16 protein-coding genes, 1 tRNA gene and 2 pseudogenes are annotated in these 17496 nt (G+C 40.1%); 13 read left to right on the forward strand and 6 right to left on the reverse strand.

Annotation, left to right across the window (positions count from 1 at the left end):
- Positions 1 to 123 precede the first annotated feature (123 nt).
- From DX522_RS12085 to tyrA, 9 genes and pseudogenes are all read left to right on the forward strand, one after another.
- Positions 124 to 228: pseudogene (locus DX522_RS12085) on the forward strand (protein kinase family protein); the annotation flags it as partial.
- Positions 225 to 353, forward strand: a complete 129-nt coding sequence (locus DX522_RS11780) for a hypothetical protein (RefSeq protein WP_005696016.1) — start codon at positions 225 to 227, stop codon at positions 351 to 353. The pseudogene DX522_RS12085 and the gene DX522_RS11780, both read left to right, overlap by 4 nt.
- A gap of 114 nt (positions 354 to 467) precedes the next feature.
- A tRNA-Met gene (locus tag DX522_RS10635) sits at positions 468 to 544 on the forward strand.
- Between the two features lie 129 nt (positions 545 to 673).
- Positions 674 to 1128: pseudogene (gene rimP / locus DX522_RS10640) on the forward strand (ribosome maturation factor RimP).
- Between the two features lie 15 nt (positions 1129 to 1143).
- Positions 1144 to 2631, forward strand: a complete 1488-nt coding sequence (gene nusA, locus DX522_RS10645; protein ID WP_115180772.1) for a transcription termination factor NusA — start codon at positions 1144 to 1146, stop codon at positions 2629 to 2631.
- Between the two features lie 11 nt (positions 2632 to 2642).
- Positions 2643 to 5156 carry a translation initiation factor IF-2 gene (gene infB / locus DX522_RS10650; protein WP_115180773.1) on the forward strand — a complete coding sequence of 838 codons (2514 nt, stop codon included), beginning with the start codon at positions 2643 to 2645 and terminating at the stop codon, positions 5154 to 5156.
- Positions 5157 to 5218: 62 nt separating this feature from the next.
- Positions 5219 to 5605: a 30S ribosome-binding factor RbfA gene (rbfA, locus tag DX522_RS10655; RefSeq protein WP_005696020.1), complete on the forward strand. Its 387-nt coding sequence runs from the start codon at positions 5219 to 5221 to the stop codon at positions 5603 to 5605.
- A complete protein-coding gene (gene truB / locus DX522_RS10660) occupies positions 5605 to 6528 on the forward strand; it encodes a tRNA pseudouridine(55) synthase TruB (protein WP_115180774.1) in 924 nt (307 codons plus the stop codon). Before rbfA ends, truB begins: the two co-directional genes overlap by 1 nt.
- Positions 6529 to 6613: 85 nt before the next feature.
- Entirely contained in the window at positions 6614 to 7738 is a 1125-nt protein-coding gene (gene tyrA, locus DX522_RS10665; RefSeq protein ID WP_115180775.1) for a bifunctional chorismate mutase/prephenate dehydrogenase, read from the forward strand.
- 43 nt (positions 7739 to 7781) lie between these two features.
- Here tyrA and queF read toward each other — a convergent pair whose 3' ends face one another.
- From queF to DX522_RS10690, 5 genes are read right to left on the reverse strand one after another with little or no spacing between them, the layout of a single operon-like run.
- Positions 7782 to 8621 carry an NADPH-dependent 7-cyano-7-deazaguanine reductase QueF gene (queF, locus tag DX522_RS10670; protein ID WP_115180776.1) on the reverse strand — a complete coding sequence of 280 codons (840 nt, stop codon included), beginning with the start codon at positions 8619 to 8621 and terminating at the stop codon, positions 7782 to 7784.
- A 24-nt stretch (positions 8622 to 8645) separates the two neighbouring features.
- The gene (locus DX522_RS10675; RefSeq protein ID WP_115180777.1) at positions 8646 to 9431 is read right to left on the reverse strand and encodes a Zn-ribbon-containing protein; all 786 of its coding nucleotides are present in this window, start codon (positions 9429 to 9431) and stop codon (positions 8646 to 8648) included.
- A 2-nt stretch (positions 9432 to 9433) separates the two neighbouring features.
- The gene (locus tag DX522_RS10680; RefSeq protein ID WP_115180778.1) at positions 9434 to 9808 is read right to left on the reverse strand and encodes a SufE family protein; all 375 of its coding nucleotides are present in this window, start codon (positions 9806 to 9808) and stop codon (positions 9434 to 9436) included.
- Entirely contained in the window at positions 9802 to 11004 is a 1203-nt protein-coding gene (locus tag DX522_RS10685; protein ID WP_115180779.1) for a cysteine desulfurase, read from the reverse strand. Before DX522_RS10685 ends, DX522_RS10680 begins: the two co-directional genes overlap by 7 nt.
- Positions 10994 to 11509: a thermonuclease family protein gene (locus DX522_RS10690; RefSeq protein WP_115180780.1), complete on the reverse strand. Its 516-nt coding sequence runs from the start codon at positions 11507 to 11509 to the stop codon at positions 10994 to 10996. The genes DX522_RS10685 and DX522_RS10690 overlap by 11 nt, the downstream gene beginning before the upstream one ends.
- Positions 11510 to 11621: 112 nt before the next feature.
- Here DX522_RS10690 and DX522_RS10695 point away from each other — a divergent pair, with 112 nt between their 5' ends.
- From DX522_RS10695 to DX522_RS10710, 4 genes are read left to right on the forward strand one after another with little or no spacing between them, the layout of a single operon-like run.
- Positions 11622 to 12038, forward strand: a complete 417-nt coding sequence (locus DX522_RS10695) for a CidA/LrgA family protein (protein WP_049374530.1) — start codon at positions 11622 to 11624, stop codon at positions 12036 to 12038.
- A 6-nt stretch (positions 12039 to 12044) separates the two neighbouring features.
- Positions 12045 to 12740: a CidB/LrgB family autolysis modulator gene (locus DX522_RS10700; RefSeq protein ID WP_115180781.1), complete on the forward strand. Its 696-nt coding sequence runs from the start codon at positions 12045 to 12047 to the stop codon at positions 12738 to 12740.
- Positions 12737 to 14089, forward strand: coding sequence for an anti-phage deoxyguanosine triphosphatase (locus tag DX522_RS10705; protein WP_115180782.1), 1353 nt, complete (start codon positions 12737 to 12739; stop codon positions 14087 to 14089). The genes DX522_RS10700 and DX522_RS10705 overlap by 4 nt, the downstream gene beginning before the upstream one ends.
- 45 nt (positions 14090 to 14134) lie before the next feature.
- Complete coding sequence (locus tag DX522_RS10710; RefSeq protein ID WP_115180783.1) at positions 14135 to 16078, forward strand: ABC transporter ATP-binding protein; 1944 nt, start codon at positions 14135 to 14137, stop codon at positions 16076 to 16078.
- A 44-nt stretch (positions 16079 to 16122) separates the two neighbouring features.
- Here the strand turns inward: DX522_RS10710 and DX522_RS10715 are convergent, their stop codons facing one another.
- A complete protein-coding gene (locus DX522_RS10715; protein WP_115180784.1) occupies positions 16123 to 17493 on the reverse strand; it encodes a sodium-dependent transporter in 1371 nt (456 codons plus the stop codon).
- Between the last annotated feature and the right edge of the window lie 3 nt (positions 17494 to 17496).

The raw sequence follows: 17496 nt of genomic DNA on the forward strand, positions 1-17496 counted from the left end.
AATGTATCGCTTATCTTTTCACGACACAATAAAAACTTTAATAAAAGGAAATACTCTTGTTACTAATTAAAAGAGTATAGTCCTATTAATTATTAGACAAATGTGTTAGCGTATGTGCAAAAATTTAAGTAGTTTTACTATCTTTTACTTCCGTTCAAACTGATTGCAAGAACGGACCTATTGGCCGTTTATCGGTTATTTGAATATTTAACAAAGGAAAATCTATGAAAAAATTATTTTTAGTGGCTGTATTAAGTGCTTTGGTAAGCGCTTGTTCTGTTGGTGTTGGCGCTGGTGGCGGCAGTAATGGTGTGGGCGTTGGTGTAGGTCTAGGCACTGGCTTTGGATTCTAACTATCACTTTAAATAAAACAAAGTGCGGTCAAAAAATCTTATGTTTTCAAGAAAATTAGCAGAAATCGCTTGATCTTTTGATTTAGATCACTATAATACACCCCATATTTCGGACGCGGGGTGGAGCAGCTTGGTAGCTCGTCGGGCTCATAACCCGAAGGCCGTCGGTTCAAATCCGGCCCCCGCAACCAATAACAAGTTCAGTAAAAAGAACCCCAAATTTGGGGTTTTTTTGTACGAGAAATTTAGAAACTGGGCTTAGGTTCATTGACGAACCTAACCCTTTTTTTATGTCTGAATTTTAAGATTAGGAGCAAAAATTGGCAACATTAGAACAAAAATTGCAAGAGATGCTTCAAGGTGCAGTAGAAGACTTAGGCTGCGAACTTTGGGGATTGAATGCCAACGTGCAGGTCGTTTTATGACCGTGCGTTTATTCATTGATAAAGAAGGTAGCGTAGGCGTTGATGATTGTGCTGATGTAAGTCGTCAAGTGAGCGCGATTTTAGACGTGGAAGATCCAATTGCGGATAAATATAACCTCGAAGTGTCATCACCAGGTCTGGATCGTCCATTATTTACGCTTGAACAATTCCAACGTTATGTGGGCGAGGATATCGCTGTGCATTTACGTATTCCAGTTTTAGATCGTCGTAAATGGCAAGGTAAGTTGGAAAAAATTGAAAATGACATGTTGACACTTATTGTTGATGGTCAGGAACAAGTTCTTATTTTTGGCAACATTCAAAAAGCCAATGTAATCGCAAAATTTTAAAGGAGAAAAAGGAAAATGAGTAAAGAGATTTTGTTAGCTGCTGAAGCAGTATCTAACGAGAAGTTATTACCACGTGAAAAAATTTTTGAAGCTTTAGAGAGTGCGATTGCGCTTTCAACGAAGAAAAAATATGACTATGAAACCGATATTCGTGTGTCTATCAACACCAAAACAGGGGAGTTTGATACATTCCGTCGCTGGTTAGTTGTTGATGAAGTTAAAGTGCCAACAAAAGAAATTACGTTAGAAGCGGCACAATTTGAAGATGCGAATATTCAACTTGGCGATTATGTCGAAGATCAAATTGAGTCTATCGCATTTGACCGTATTGCAATGCAAACTGCTCGCCAAGTGATCAGTACAAAAATTCGTGAAGCTGAGCGTGCAAAAGTAGTTGAGCAATTCCGTTCTGAAGAAGGCAAGATTGTTACGGGTACGGTGAAAAAAGTAAATCGTGAAAGCATTATTTTAGATTTAGGCAATAAAGCTGAAGCCGTAATTATGCGTGAAGATATGCTTCCACGTGAAAACTTCCGCCCTGGCGATCGTGTTCGTGGCGTGCTTTATAAAGTGAATCCAGAAAGCAAAACAGCACAACTATTCGTAACTCGTGCAAAACCTGAAATGTTAATCGAGTTATTCCGTATTGAAGTACCTGAAATCGGTGAAGAAATGCTTGAAATCCGTGGTGCAGCTCGTGATCCTGGTTCTCGCGCGAAAATTGCGGTGAAATCAAATGATAAACGTATCGACCCAGTTGGTGCATGTGTGGGTATGCGTGGTGCACGCGTTCAAGCGATTACCAATGAGTTAGGTGGTGAGCGTGTGGATATCGTACTTTGGGATGATAATCCGGCACAATATGTGATCAATGCAATGGCACCGGCTGATGTGACGTCAATCATTGTGGATGAAGATAACCACTCAATGGATATTGCGGTTAATGCTGACAACTTAGCACAAGCAATTGGTCGTAACGGTCAGAATGTACGTTTAGCGACACAATTAACCGGTTGGACATTAAATGTCATGACTACCGAACAATTAAATGAAAAACATCAAGCAGAAGATACCAAAGTATTAAATTTATTCATGGATAAATTAGGTCTTGATGAAGAGTTTGCTCAAATCTTAGTAGATGAAGGCTTTACTTCTTTAGAAGAAGTGGCTTATGTTCCTGTGAGTGAACTGACTGCAATTGATGGTTTAGAAGATGAAGATCTTATCGAAGAGTTACAAGGTCGTGCAAAAGATGCGATTACCGCAGCTGCTGCAGCAGAAGAAGAAGCCTTGAAAAAAGCGAATATCGAAGATCGTTTATTAAATCTTGAAGGCATGAATCGTCATATTGCGTTTAAATTAGCTGAAAAACAAATTACTACACTTGAAGAACTTGCGGAGCAAGGTGTAGATGATTTAGCTGATATTGAAGAATTAATCGCAGAGCAAGCCGCTGACTTTATTATGGCTGCTCGTAATATTTGCTGGTTTAGCGAAGAGTAAGGAGTTTAATAATGACTGAAGATGTAAAAAATGCGGATGCGAATGCACCGAAAAAACTAAGTATTCAACGCAGAACAAAAACAACCGTAAGCAGCACAACTGCTGGCGGCAAAGCAAAAGCGGTACAAGTTGAAGTTCGTAAAAAACGCACGGTGCCAACAGATGCCGCTCGAAAAGCAGCTGAGGCAGAAAAATTAAAAGCACAGCAAGAAGCAGAAAAGAAAGCAGCAGAAGAAAAAGCACGTTTAGCGGCAGAAAAAGCTGCAGCTGAAAAAGTGAAAGCCGAAAAAGCTAAGGTTGAAGCAGAAAAAGCAACGAAACCAACACAAAGTGCGGTTGAAAATAAACCTAAATCTGTAGATCCAGAAAAAGAAAAACGCAAAGCAGAAGAGGCAGAGCTTCGTCGCAAAGCGGAAGAACTGGCTCGTCAAAAAGCAGAAGAGCAAGCGCGTAAAGCGGCTGAAGATGCTAAACGTTATGCTGAAGCGGATACGTCAAGCAATGAAAGCGCATCAGAAGATTATACCGATTACAATTTAAGCTCTCGTTATGCTTTAGAAGCGGAAGACGAAGAAGAACGTCGTAATGAAAATCGCGGTCGCGGCAAAAATAAAGTCGCTAAAGCGAAAAAAGAACGTGATGACGTGAAGAGCGGCAATAAAAATGAGCGCGAATCCAACCGTAAAAATCAAAAAGACGGTAAATTCGGTAAAGGTAAAAATGGTAAAAAAGGTGCAGCATTACAACAAGCCTTCACAAAACCTGTTCAGGTTGTAAAACAGGATGTTGTTATTGGTGAAACCATTACTGTTGCAGAATTAGCAAATAAAATGGCAACCAAAGCGACTGAAATCATCAAAGCAATGATGAAGATGGGCGAAATGGTAACCATTAACCAAGTGCTTGACCAAGAAACAGCGCAATTAGTGGCTGAAGAATTAGGTCACAAAGTGATTCTTCGCAATGAAAATGAACTTGAAGAAGAAGTATTAGGTGATCGCGATGTCAATGCTGAAAAAGTGACTCGAGCACCAGTTGTAACGATTATGGGTCACGTTGACCATGGTAAAACCTCATTACTTGACTATATTCGTAAAGCGAAAGTCGCAGCAGGTGAGGCGGGTGGTATTACTCAGCACATCGGTGCATACCACGTAGAAATGGATGACGGAAAAATGATCACCTTCTTAGATACGCCGGGACATGCCGCATTTACCTCAATGCGTGCACGTGGTGCGAAAGCAACAGATATCGTAGTTCTTGTGGTGGCGGCAGATGATGGTGTGATGCCTCAAACTATTGAAGCGATTCAACACGCGAAAGCAGCGGGTGCGCCTTTAGTGGTTGCGGTGAACAAAATTGATAAACCAGAAGCTAACCCAGATCGCGTAGAACAAGAATTACTTCAACACGAAGTGATTTCTGAGAAATTCGGTGGTGATGTACAATTCGTGCCTGTTTCTGCGAAGAAAGGTACTGGTGTTGATGACTTATTAGATGCCATCTTGCTTCAATCAGAAGTACTTGAATTAACGGCTGTAAAAGACGGTATGGCAAGTGGTGTGGTGATTGAATCTTACCTTGATAAAGGTCGTGGTCCGGTTGCGACGATTCTTGTTCAATCAGGTACTTTACGTAAAGGCGATATCGTACTTTGTGGTTTTGAATACGGTCGTGTTCGTGCAATGCGTGATGAAAATGGTAAAGAAATCGATGAAGCTGGTCCATCTATTCCTGTTGAGGTGTTAGGTCTTTCTGGCGTACCTGCAGCGGGTGATGAAGCAACCGTAGTGCGTGATGAGAAAAAAGCACGTGAAGTAGCATTACACCGTCAAGGTAAGTTCCGTGAAGTGAAACTTGCTCGTCAGCAAAAAGCGAAACTTGAAAATATGTTTAGCAATATGACAGAAGGTGATGTGGCTGAACTGAATATTATTGTGAAAGCAGACGTACAGGGTTCTGTGGAAGCGATTATTCAATCATTACAAGATCTTTCTACTGATGAAGTGAAAGTTGTTGGTTCTGGTGTTGGTGGTATTTCTGAAACTGATGCAACCTTAGCTGCGGCTTCTAATGCGATTATGGTTGGCTTTAACGTACGTGCGGATGCTTCTGCTCGTCGTATTATCGAAGCAGAAAATATTGACCTTCGTTATTACTCTATCATTTATGAACTATTAAATGATGTGAAAGCTGCGATGAGTGGTATGCTACAACCTGAATTCAAACAAGAAATCATCGGCTTGGCTGAAGTGCGTGATGTGTTCAAACATCCGAAATTCGGCGCCATCGCGGGTTGTATGGTGACTGAAGGTGTAGTAAAACGTAATAATCCAATCCGTGTATTACGTGATAACGTGGTAATCTTTGAAGGGGAATTAGAATCTCTTCGTCGTTTCAAAGATGATGTATCTGAAGTTCGTAACGGTATGGAATGTGGTATCGGCGTGAAAAACTACAACGATGTAAAAGTTGGCGACCAAATCGAGGTGTTTGAAGTCGTTGAAATCAAACGTTCAATCTAATCGATAAAAAGAGCGGTCAAAATTCAACGTATTTTTGACCGCTTTTTAATAAGAGAAATATTATGGCAAGAGAATTTAAACGCAGCGATCGTGTTGCACAAGAATTACAAAAAGAAATCGCCATCATTTTACAACGTGAAGTAAAAGATCCCCGTATTGGCATGGTAACCGTGTCAGATGTGGAAGTATCAAGCGATTTAGCTTATGCAAAAGTGTTTGTCACATTTTTGTTTGATCATGATGAAGTGGCGATTGCGCAAGGCATGAAAGGGTTAGAAAAAGCGGCACCTTATATTCGTTCATTAGTGGGTAAAGCAATGCGTTTACGCATTGTGCCAGAAATTCGCTTCTTCTACGATCAATCCTTAGTTGAAGGGATGCGTATGTCTAATTTAGTGACAAACGTGGTACGTGAAGACGAGAAAAAACACGTTGAGGAAAATGACTAATGTCGAGACCTCGCAAGCGTGGACGTGATATTGATGGTGTATTTTTATTAGATAAGCCACAAGGCATGTCGTCTAATGACATTATGCAAAAAGTTAAACGCGTATTCCAAGCGAATAAAGCAGGGCATACTGGTGCGCTCGATCCATTAGCAACCGGTATGCTGCCCATTTGTTTAGGTGAAGCCACAAAGTTTTCACAATTTTTGTTAGATGCGGATAAACGCTATGTGGTTACAGCAAAACTAGGTGAACGTACGGATACCTCTGATGCTGAGGGGCAAGTGGTAGAAACTCGCTCAGTCAATGTGGAAACATCACAAATTTTGACCGCACTTGAACAATTTCGTGGTGATATTTTGCAAGTGCCGACCATGTTTTCTGCATTAAAGCACAATGGGAAACCGTTGTATGAGTATGCTCGCGCAGGCATTACAGTAGAACGTGAAGCTCGTCCTATCACGATTTTTGAGCTAAACTTTATCGAGTATCAAGCACCTTTTCTAACCTTAGAAGTGCATTGTTCTAAAGGAACCTATATCCGCACATTAGTGGATGATTTAGGTGAAGTGTTAGGTTGTGGCGCTCATGTGACAGTGTTACGTCGAACTGCGGTTGCGGATTATCCAACAGAAAAGATGATGACATGGGATGCTTTGCAGGCGCTTGCAGAGCAAGGAGATCTTGCACAACTTGATCAACATCTTTTACCGACAGATACAGCAGTCAGTAAATTACCCGCATTACAGCTAAATGCCGAGCAAAGTAAAGGTATCGGCTTTGGACAACGAGTCAAATTTGCTAATGAAGCAAAATTACATGGTCAAGTGCGGTTGTTTTCTGACGAGAATATCTTTTTAGGCGTAGCACTTGTCGATGATAACAATGTGATTCGTCCACAACGCTTGATTACGCAATCTCTCTAACTGTTTGCCTTTCTTTTTTAATTCCAGTAATCTTACCTGTGACCTTTTAATTGCAATCATGTAAATAAGATATTACAGGTGAATTATGGATGCACTTAACCATTTACGTCAGGAAATTGATGCGCTCGATCGTGAACTGATTCAACTTTTTGCTAAACGTCTCGAATTAGTAAGCCAAGTAGGCGAAGTAAAGCACGAAAAAGGCTTGCCAATTTATGCGCCAGAACGTGAGTTAGCCATGTTACAAGCACGCCGAGAAGAGGCGGCTAAAGCGGGGATTTCCCCTCAGCTTATTGAAGATGTGCTACGTCGTTTCATGCGTGAATCTTATTCCAATGAAAATCAATTTGGTTTTAAAACTCTGAATCCAGCCATTAACAAAATTGTTATCGTCGGTGGCTACGGAAAAATAGGGCAATTATTTGCACGTTATTTACGTGCCTCTGGTTATCCTATTTCTATTTTAGACCGAGATGATTGGGATGTAGCAGAACACATTTTAACGAATGCGGATGTTGTTATAGTCTCAGTGCCGATTGATCACACGTTAGAAACAATTGAACGTCTAAAGCCACACTTAACCGAAAATATGCTACTGGCGGATCTTACCTCCGTGAAACGTATTCCATTAGCTAAAATGTTAGACGTGCATAAAGGGGCAGTGGTTGGGTTGCATCCAATGTTTGGTCCCGATATTGCTAGCATGGCAAAACAAGTGGTTGTGCGTTGTGATGGGCGTTTTAGTGAGCGTTATGAATGGTTGCTAGAGCAAATTCAAATCTGGGGTGCAAAAATTTATCAAATTGATGCAGCGGAGCATGATCACAATATGACGTACATTCAAGCATTACGTCACTTTTCCACCTTCGCGAATGGTCTGCATCTTTCCAAACAACCAGTCAATTTAAGTAATTTATTGGCATTATCTTCCCCGATTTATCGTTTGGAATTAGCCATGATTGGTCGTCTATTTGCCCAGGATGCGGCACTTTATGCCGATATTATTATGGATAAGCCAGAAAATTTAGACGTGATTGAAAGCTTGAAGCAAGCGTATGAAGAAGCGTTACAATTTTTTGAAAAAGGCGATCGCCAAGGGTTTATTGATGCTTTCCATCAGGTGAGGGAATGGTTTGGGGAGTATTCAGATCAATTCTTGCAGGAAAGTCGTCAGTTATTACAACAAGCGCATGATCTACGACATGTATAAAATAAAAGTGCGGTTGATTTTCACCACACTTTTGTTTTGTGATTTATTGTCTTGCCAAGCGTAAATTTTGTGGAATTGCCTCAAAGTTAGAACGGAATGGATTGATATCCAATCCACCACGGCGTGTATAACGCGCATAGACGGTGAGTTTTTCTGGTTTGGCGTAATGCATCAAGTCACAGAAAATACGCTCGACACATTGCTCGTGAAACTCATTATGTTGACGGAAAGACACAATGTAGCGGAGAAGTTTTTCGCGATCAATTTGTTTACCCACATAATGAATTTGCACGGTTCCCCAATCGGGCTGACTGGTGATAAGACAGTTAGATTTCAATAAATGACTTACTAAGGTTTCTTCCGCCACATTATCGGACGTACAATTTTGCAAGATGTTTGCATTAAATTCGTAGCTGTGGATTTCGATATCCTGTTCGTCAATACAATCGCCCGTTAAAGTATCAATACTTTGTTCTTGATAGTGGGATAATGGATGTAAACGTACCTTGACCTCTCCTTGAGCACAAGCACTTAGATCTTCTCGCATAGTGCGCTCTACGCTAGCAAAATCAGCAAATTTACTTTGGTTAAAGCTGTTTAAATAGAGTTTAAAGCTTTTTGATTCAATTAAATTTTCACTGCGATAATCAATTTCCACATCAGCAATGGCGACTTGCGGCAAACCTTTTGGATTTAACCAAGAAATTTCATAGGCTGTCCAAATATCAGCGCCTTGGGTAAAAGGCTGTTGTTTGGTAATGCCTAAGCCATCACGATTGAGTTTACGAGGCACGGGTTGTAACAAAGTGCAGTCATAATTCGTAGCATATGTTGTTGCTTGACCGAGTTTTAAAGATTGAAGACTTTTATCTTGATAGTTCATTTGTTTTCCTAAATGATGAAAGCGTTATAAAAAATTCCACGACACATTCGAGACTAATCGACATTGGTCGCATTTAAAGTAAATCACATCAAATAGTGGTGTTTCTAATGCCCAATTACCACCACATTGCGGGCAACAGCGTTGCTGTTCCGATTTTAAAGAATGGCCACCGACACGGTATAAATAATAATAGGTCGGTATGCCGCTTTCTTTTTCAATTTCAGCAGCAAGGTAGCGTCCATGTTTGCTGAGCGTACTATTAACTTCAGAGATTTCGCTTAACGATTCTTTTTCTAAAGCCGAACCGTTCATTTGAATCTGATCGCAAGCCTGCCAATTTTCCTGCCATTTAATCAAATCTTGGCTTAAGTGCGGTTGTTTTTTTAGCTGTTTATAAAGTGGAATTGGAGAAAAATCTTCTCCGCTATGCAAGGGGGAGCAAGATTGCAAATGTGTAGTATAGAGAATCTGCCATGCTGGTTGGCTACATTCTGCAGTGCTGTCTGCATTTAAATCATCGGCAATAATTTGAAAACCTTGAAAATGTAGACCGCACTTTTCAGCATTTTCCATCGCCAGATTCACAGTTTGGTTATTATTCTCGGGTAAAAGGCTATCTTGCTCAGGGCAAATGACACGCATCGCAAAACCTTGTTCGCCATCTTCTTCCGTTAAATAAAGCGGGATTTCACGGCCGATAATTTGTCCGTTATAACGCCATTGGTCGATGACTGCATTGAGCAAACGGCTTTGTTGGCCGATATCATTTTCTAAGGTGCCTAATTTAAAAAAGGGTTCGATCAGATACATAGTTACAGATTGTGTAAGATTTCTTGAATTTGCTTTAAACCGTTCAAGCGAGTTTCACTTAAGCGAGAGGCAATACCAAGTTCATCAAAAAATTGACGAATATTAAATTGTTGTAATTGGTTGCTGGTTTGGCCATTGATATTTTGCAACAACAACCATAACAAACCATTCATAATGCGCGCTTCGCTGTAAGCTTGAAATTGAAACGTGCCGTCATTTTGTGGAATGGTCTTAAACCAAAGCCCTGCTTCGCAGCCTTGAATCGATTGCATTTGAGCTAATTCATCTAGAGAGGGTTGAGGAAGATGCTTACTGGCTTGAATAATGAAACGGTAACGATCTTCCCAATTTTTTGCCTGTTTAATGTTTTCTAGCATGCTAATAACTCTAAGGATTTATCTAATGCCGCAAAAAAAGCATCCACATCTTGTGGGCTATTGTAAGGCGCAAAAGAAAGTCTTAATGTAGTACGCTCACCAAGACGGGCTAAGTAAGGTTGGGCACAATGTTCGCCAACACGCAACGCAATTTTTTGTTCGCTCAGGAGCGTAGCAAGATCGGATGCCGCAATACCATCAAAAACAAAACAAACCACTGAACTTGGCTGCGGTGAATTGAATAAGCGACAATTTGGATAGTTTTTTAACCGCACTTTACTTTGCTCGGCAAGCTCAACGGCATGCGCCTCGGCAGCCTGAAAATCCCATTTTTTGAGCCAATCTAGCACTACACCAAAGCTAATCACGCCCGCAATATTTGGTGTACCGGCTTCTAATCGATAAGGTAAATCGGCAAAGGTAATATATTCATGGGATACGCGCTCAATCATTTTTCCACCGTAAAAAAGTGGTTGTAGCAGGGAAAGCGAGCTTAATTTTCCGCTTAATACACCAATGCCGTTTGGTCCATAAATTTTGTGTGCAGAAAAGGCGATAAAATCCGCATCTAATGCCTGTAAATCAATTTGTATATGGCTAATAGCTTGGGCGGCATCTACTAAAACGAGTGCATTGCTATGTTGACGGATTACTCGAATTAAATACTGGATATGTTGTTCCGTTCCCGTTACGTTGGAGACAAAATTGAGTGCCACTAATTTGGTTTTCTCATTTAAGGCTTTAATTAAGGCATTTTCATCAATTAACCAATTATCCAAAATTGGCAGTACTTGAATTTTCGCTCCGCATTTTTTCGCTGTTTCATGCCAAGTGACATAATTTGCATGATGGTCTGCTTGGCTAATTAAAAGCTCATCATCCGCATGAAAAGAGGGGAGTAAACCGTTGGCGACTAAATTAATACCATGTGTCGTTCCAGAAGTCCAAATGACAGCTTTTTCGTCTTCCGCATTAATGAAAGTTTTTACCAAGTGACGAGCGTTTTCATATTGTGCTGTTTGTGCCGCTTCATACTGACTACGATGCACGGAGCCCGCTGATTGATAAAAAGTAGTCGTTGCATCAATGAGCGCTTGAGGTTTTAATGCCGTCGCTGCATTATCCAAATAAACCACAGCATTTGGCGATTTAAAATAAGGGAATTCATTTTGAAATGATTGGTAATCAAAAGCCATGGTTATCTCCGTGTTTAAGTGTTTTTTTCTGTTTACGCCATTCATAAGGGGCAATAGGAGTGGGATCTCGCCATAATCCAATTTTTTGTTGTTGGGCAAAATCTTGTGCCTGGAAGTAGATTGGATTTTTAGCATATTGCGGATAAACCCACGCCATGCCGTTTTTCACCATTTCTAAGTTGATATTTTGTTCTTGTAGATAAACCGTTGCCAAAATACGTTGGTAGCGATTATAACCAGAAACAGACAACGTCACATTTTGTTTGAAAACAAGCTGTGAAAGATATTGTTTGGCTTTCTTTCCAAACGGTTGGCCTTTTTCTGGAGCATCAATTTCTTGTAATCGTACTTTGAATTGTTTTTTAGTGGGGAAGAGACAAGTCAGGGTGTCACCATCACTGACACCAACGATCCAACACGCCATTTTGCGTTCAGTAGCGACTGAAAATTGACACCAAAGTGCGGTCAATATTAAGGTTAAAAATAAAAAGAATTTCTTAATCATTTTAAATTTCTTTGATCTATATCGGAAAAATCAACTAAAAAGAGTGAGTAATTTGAGCAAAAAAAGCGTAAAATAAATTTGAATCATTATTAAAAAAGTTGATAGAGGAAATATGTTACTCCAAAAAGGCGTTCAACTTGTTCGCTCGCTCGTGATTTTATACATTATGTTGCTACTCGGCAATTTGATTTCGCAGTATGTACCCGTTGGAATTCCTGGAAGCATCTGGGGATTATTGATACTTTTTATCGGATTAACCACTCGTATTATTCGCTTGGAATGGATTTATTTTGGTTCTAGCTTGTTGATTCGCTACATGGCGGTACTTTTTGTACCAGTGAGCGTGGGCATTATCAAATATTATGATTTACTTGTTGCTCAATGGAAAATTTTACTCATTCCAAATATTCTCAGTACATTCCTGACACTCTTTATTATCGCATTTCTTGGGAATTATTTATTTTACAAACAATCCTTTGCTCATAAACGTAAAAAAGTATTAGAAAAACGCAATCTTCAAGCTGACTAAGGTTTTATTATGCAGTATGCAATTTATCTTTATACCATTTTAACGATTTTCGGATTTTGGCTTGCGTTGCAAATTAGTAAACGCTGGAAATCTATGATTTTCAATACTTTTGTGCTCACAGTATCAATCCTTGTGCTGATTTTAGTGGTGGGCGATATTCCTTATGATGATTATATGGCGGGCAATGCGCCGATTAATAATTTATTAGGGGTGAGTATTGTTGCTCTGGCGTTACCGTTGTATGAACAACTTCGTCAAATTGCGAAACAGTGGAAAATTATTCTTTCTGTGGTGACATTAGCTTCTCTGTTTTCCATGTTTACCGGTGCTATTTTTGCGATTATTTTAGGGGCGAGTCCTGAAATGGTAGCAACCGTATTACCGAAATCAATTACCACGCCAATTGCGATGGAAGTGTCTTCACATTTAGGCGGTATTCCTGCAGTGACTGCGGTAGGCGTAGTCGTAGCGGGATTGCAAGGTTCAGTTTTTGGTTATCTCATCTTGAAAAAGATTGGTATTAAACAACAAGAAGCTGTAGGTTTATCTGTTGGTGCCGTTTCTCACGCATTAGGCACGGTAAGCTGTATGGAAGCCGATCCGAAAGCCGGTAGTTATAGTTCGATTTCTTTGGTACTTTGCGGTATTATGAGCTCAATTTTAGCGCCCTTAGTATTCCATATTATTCATCTATTTTTATGAGAACCCAATTAGCTGATTTTTGGACTGAACGTTTCCTTCCTGATCCGCCTCGCGAAAAAGATCACCGACCGCCATTTCGTCGTGATCGCGGGCGGATTTTACATTCCGCCGCTTTCCGTTGTTTGCAAGCCAAAACACAGATTCATGCTGTGGGCGAAAATGATTTTTATCGCACTCGTTTAACTCATTCCCTTGAAGTAGCACAAATCGGTAGCAGCCTGGTTTCCCAATTAAAATTTGCGGAAAGTTATGTTGCTATTTCAGACATGCTTCATATCGAAAAAAGTGAATTACAGAAACAGCTCAAACTTTTATTACCAAGCAATGATTTAATTGAAAGTTTGTGCTTTGCGCATGATATTGGTCATCCACCGTTCGGTCATGGTGGGGAAGTGGCACTCAATTATATGATGCGGAATCATGGTGGTTTTGAAGGCAATGCGCAGACATTTCGTATTATTACTAAACTCGAGCCTTATACTGAAACAGCAGGGATGAATTTAACGCGTCGTGCTATTTTAGGTGTGGTGAAATATCCGAATATTTTAGACTTATCTTCCCCGCAATATGCCCAGTTGCCGCATGCTGAAAACGCTGATCCGCGTTATGTTAAAATTAGCGACTGGAAGCCTGGAAAAGGGTTGTTCCGAGATGACGTCACAATGTTTACTTGGCTGCTGCAAAACCTTTCTGAAAATGACCGCACTTTGTTTGGTTCATTTCAAAAAGCGCGGTCAAATCCTGCCGAGTTTTTAAAAACACAATTTAAATCTTTAGATTGCAGCATTATGGAGTTGGCGGATGATATTGCATATGGCGTGCATGATTTAGAAGATGCGATTGTGACTGGTGTAGTAAATCAACATCAATGGCAAGAAGCATTGGATGAACTTAAAACGATTCATTCAGATTGGTTGGCAAAAAATATAGAACAAGTCAGCCAACGATTATTCTCCAACCATCATTTTGAGCGTAAAAATGCCATTGGGGCATTAGTGAATTTCTTTATTACCCATGTGCGTTGGAAAGTCACTGGCAATTTTGATGAACCATTGTTACGTTATAACACGGAACTACCGCAAGATGTAATTGCGGCATTAAATGTATTTAAAAAGTTTGTGTGGAAATACGTGATTCGTCATGTCGAAACGCAACGTATTGAATATAAAGGCCAACGTATTCTCACGGAAATGTTCCAGATTTTTGAGTCTGACCCAGAACGTTTATTGCCAACGAATACCGCTAATCGTTGGAGAAACGCACCGGAGCAGGGTAAAAAACGTATTATTTGTGACTATATCGCGGGCATGTCAGATGCCTATGCCTTAAAGGTTTATCACCAGCTCTAAAGTGCGGTTATTTTTATTGATATTTTGAATTTATAGGACAATTTTGTGGCATTAATTAGTTTAACTAACGCTTATCTTTCTTTTAGTGATCATCCCTTACTTGATCACGCTGAACTTCATATTGAACCCAATGAGCGCGTGTGTTTAGTGGGGCGTAACGGTGCAGGTAAATCGACTTTATTAAAAATTATTGCACAGCAAGTTACCATGGATGACGGCAAGGTGCAGTATGAAAAAGATTTAGTGGTTTCACGTTTAGAGCAAGATCCGCCTCGCCACGCTGAAGGGAATGTATTTGATTATGTAGCGGAAGGCATTGAGCATTTAGCGGATTTGTTAAAGGAATATCACCATATTTCGCAAGAGTTGACACAAAATTACAGTGAGCAAATTCTTAACCAACTGGCGCAAGTGCAAGCAAAATTAGAGCATGCCAACGGCTGGCAGTTTGAAAATAAAATCAATGAAGTATTGCAAAAACTCGAGTTAAATCCTGATACTAAATTAGCCGATTTATCGGGTGGTTGGTTGCGTAAAGCCGCTCTTGCTCGTGCGTTGGTGTGTAACCCCGATGTCTTGTTATTAGATGAACCGACCAACCACTTGGATGTGGATGCAATCGAATGGTTAGAAAATTTCTTATTAGAATTTACCGGAAGTATTGTGTTTATTTCCCACGATCGTTCTTTTATCCGCAAAATGGCGACCCGTATTGTTGATTTAGATCGCGGGAAATTAGTGTCTTATCCAGGTAACTATGATTTATACCTCACCGCTAAAGAGGAAAGCTTACGTGTCGAAGCATTGCAAAATGACCTTTTTGATAAGCGTTTAGCGCAAGAAGAAGTTTGGATTCGTCAAGGGATTAAAGCGCGTCGTACGCGTAATGAAGGCCGTGTGCGCGCTTTAAAAGCCATGCGTGAAGAACGTCGCCAACGTCGCGAAGTGATGGGGATCGCGAAGTTACAATTAGATAACTCAAGTCGTTCAGGCAAAATCGTGTTTGAAATGGAAGATGTAAGCTATGAGATTGAAGGCAAACAGCTGCTCAAAGATTTCAGCACGACTATTTTACGTGGCGATAAAATTGCATTGGTTGGCCCAAATGGTTGCGGAAAAACCACGTTTATTAAACTTTTATTAGGTGAAATCAAGCCAACCAGCGGTCGCATTCATTGCGGCACAAAATTAGATATTGCTTATTTTGATCAATATCGTGCCGATCTCGATCCTGAAAAAACTGTGATGGATAACGTTGCCGATGGCAAGCAGGATATAGATGTCAATGGCATAAAACGTCATGTCTTGGGCTATTTGCAGGATTTCTTATTTCCACCCAAACGCGCTATGACACCCGTAAAAGCACTTTCAGGTGGTGAACGTAACCGTTTGTTATTGGCTAAATTATTACTGAAACCTAATAATCTATTGATTCTCGATGAACCAACCAATGACTTGGATGTAGAAACCTTAGAATTATTGGAAGAAATCCTCACTGATTATCAAGGCACCTTATTGATTGTCAGCCATGATCGTCAGTTTATTGATAATGTCGCGACTGAGTGTTATTTCTTTGAAGGTGACGGCGTATTGAATAAATACGTGGGCGGTTTCTTTGATGCGAAAGGACAACAAGCCAATTACTTTGCGATGAAAGCAGAGCAAGAAGCTCAAAAAGTCAAAAAAGAAGCACCAAAAGCACAGGAAAGTGCGGTCAAAAATGACGTTGTTTCTCAAAAGCCAAAATCCGTTAAACTGTCTTACAAAGAAAAACGTGAGTTAGAACAACTTCCACAGTTATTGGAAGAATTAGAAGAGAAAATTACCGCACTTCAAGCTGAAATTGGTGATCCTCATTTTTTCCAACAATCCCATGATGTAACAGATGCTAAGCTTAAGGAATTATCAGACACCGAAGCTGAACTTGAAACGGCTTTCCTTCGTTGGGAAGAACTTGAAGAGAAAAAAATTCAAGCTGAAGCAAAATAGAGGATAGATAAAAAGAAACCGAGCTAAATAGCTCGGTTTTTTTATTAAATATTACTAATAAAAATCACCAAAATAATCACAGGAACCACAAACTTGACATAGTTAAACCAAATTGTGGTGAAGCGTGAATTTGGTGTTGGAGAGAGCTCTTTTTTTGCATCGTCTTTTAACACGAAACCAACGAAAATGGCACAGCCAAGTGCGGTCAGCATAAAGAGAATATTTCCGCTGACGAAATCGAAGGCATCGAAAATGCTTTTACCGAATATGGTGAAATCTTTCCAAAGGTTATCACCTAGAATAGATGGCACGTTACCTAATAAGAAAATCCCCATTAAGGTAACAAAAATCGCTTTTCCTCGGCGCATTCTGAGTTTTTCTTGTAATGCGGTGATGATGACTTCGTAAATCGTAATTGACGTGGTTAATGCTGCAATAAGCAATAAACCGAAGAACACGATAGCAAAGAATTTACCCGCCCATAAATGTGAGAATACAATTGGTAAACTTTGGAAAACCAAGGTTGGCCCTGCGTTAGGTTCAATGCCGAATGTGAATAATGATGGGAAGATCATAAAACCACATAACACAGCAATGATGGTGTTAGTAAAACCCGTAATAACGGCTGTTTGAATAAGGTTTTCTTCCTTGTTCAAATAGCTGGAGAGGGTAATCAATACACCGAAACCAAGGCTTAAAGCGAAGAATACTTGCCCTAATACGAAGATGAATAATTTAGGTGTGATTTTGCTGAAATCAGGCTTTAAGTAGAAAGTTACACCTTCCATAGCACCAGGTAAGGTAAGATTACGAATTACCATACCAATTAGGAAGATAAAGAGTAATGGCATTAAGTATTTCACTGAACGTTCAATCCCACCAATGATACCTTTCGCTAAAATGATGTAATTCACCACCACGAACAGGAATGTGTAAAGCATGATTTCCCATGGGCTGTTGCTGATATGTAAATCGTAGAAATCTTTAGCCACTTCTTTTGTAATTGGTGCGGAAATATCAAGGGTGTTATTAATTAGGTTGATGATATAAGACATCACCCAACCACCAAGCACCATATAATAGGCCATGATACCAAATGCGCCGAGAAGCCCCATGTAGCCGAGAATCTTCCAATATTTGGAGATGTTTTTACCTTTATCTTGGATTTTATCGCCAAAAGCATCAATGGAATTCACACGCAAACGGCGTCCGATAACGTTTTCCACTAAAATCATCGGGATACCAATCACAATCATCGCAATACAAAAGAGGAGTACATAGGCACCACCGCCATTTTCACCCACTAAATAAGGAAAGCGCCATGTTGCCCCAAAGCCAACTGTCGCACCCGCTACGGTGAGCACATAAGTTAGTCGACTAGACCACGTTTGGCGAGATTGATTGTTTGTTGTCATAAT

It is taken from the genome of Haemophilus parainfluenzae, assembly GCF_900450995.1.
GTDB classification, from domain to species: Bacteria; Pseudomonadota; Gammaproteobacteria; order Enterobacterales; family Pasteurellaceae; genus Haemophilus_D; species Haemophilus_D parainfluenzae_O.

What these genes read in the sequence shown, in the direction of transcription:
- DX522_RS11780 (WP_005696016.1), top strand. Translation starts at nt 225, where the DNA reads ATGAAAAAATTATTTTTAGTGGCTGTATTAAGTGCTTTGGTAAGCGCT.
- nusA (WP_115180772.1), top strand. Translation starts at nt 1,144, where the DNA reads ATGAGTAAAGAGATTTTGTTAGCTGCTGAAGCAGTATCTAACGAGAAG.
- infB (WP_115180773.1), top strand. Translation starts at nt 2,643, where the DNA reads ATGACTGAAGATGTAAAAAATGCGGATGCGAATGCACCGAAAAAACTA.
- rbfA (WP_005696020.1), top strand. Translation starts at nt 5,219, where the DNA reads ATGGCAAGAGAATTTAAACGCAGCGATCGTGTTGCACAAGAATTACAA.
- truB (WP_115180774.1), top strand. Translation starts at nt 5,605, where the DNA reads ATGTCGAGACCTCGCAAGCGTGGACGTGATATTGATGGTGTATTTTTA.
- tyrA (WP_115180775.1), top strand. Translation starts at nt 6,614, where the DNA reads ATGGATGCACTTAACCATTTACGTCAGGAAATTGATGCGCTCGATCGT.
- queF (WP_115180776.1), bottom strand. Translation starts at nt 8,621, where the DNA reads ATGAACTATCAAGATAAAAGTCTTCAATCTTTAAAACTCGGTCAAGCA.
- DX522_RS10675 (WP_115180777.1), bottom strand. Translation starts at nt 9,431, where the DNA reads ATGTATCTGATCGAACCCTTTTTTAAATTAGGCACCTTAGAAAATGAT.
- DX522_RS10680 (WP_115180778.1), bottom strand. Translation starts at nt 9,808, where the DNA reads ATGCTAGAAAACATTAAACAGGCAAAAAATTGGGAAGATCGTTACCGT.
- DX522_RS10685 (WP_115180779.1), bottom strand. Translation starts at nt 11,004, where the DNA reads ATGGCTTTTGATTACCAATCATTTCAAAATGAATTCCCTTATTTTAAA.
- DX522_RS10690 (WP_115180780.1), bottom strand. Translation starts at nt 11,509, where the DNA reads ATGATTAAGAAATTCTTTTTATTTTTAACCTTAATATTGACCGCACTT.
- DX522_RS10695 (WP_049374530.1), top strand. Translation starts at nt 11,622, where the DNA reads ATGTTACTCCAAAAAGGCGTTCAACTTGTTCGCTCGCTCGTGATTTTA.
- DX522_RS10705 (WP_115180782.1), top strand. Translation starts at nt 12,737, where the DNA reads ATGAGAACCCAATTAGCTGATTTTTGGACTGAACGTTTCCTTCCTGAT.
- DX522_RS10715 (WP_115180784.1), bottom strand. Translation starts at nt 17,493, where the DNA reads ATGACAACAAACAATCAATCTCGCCAAACGTGGTCTAGTCGACTAACT.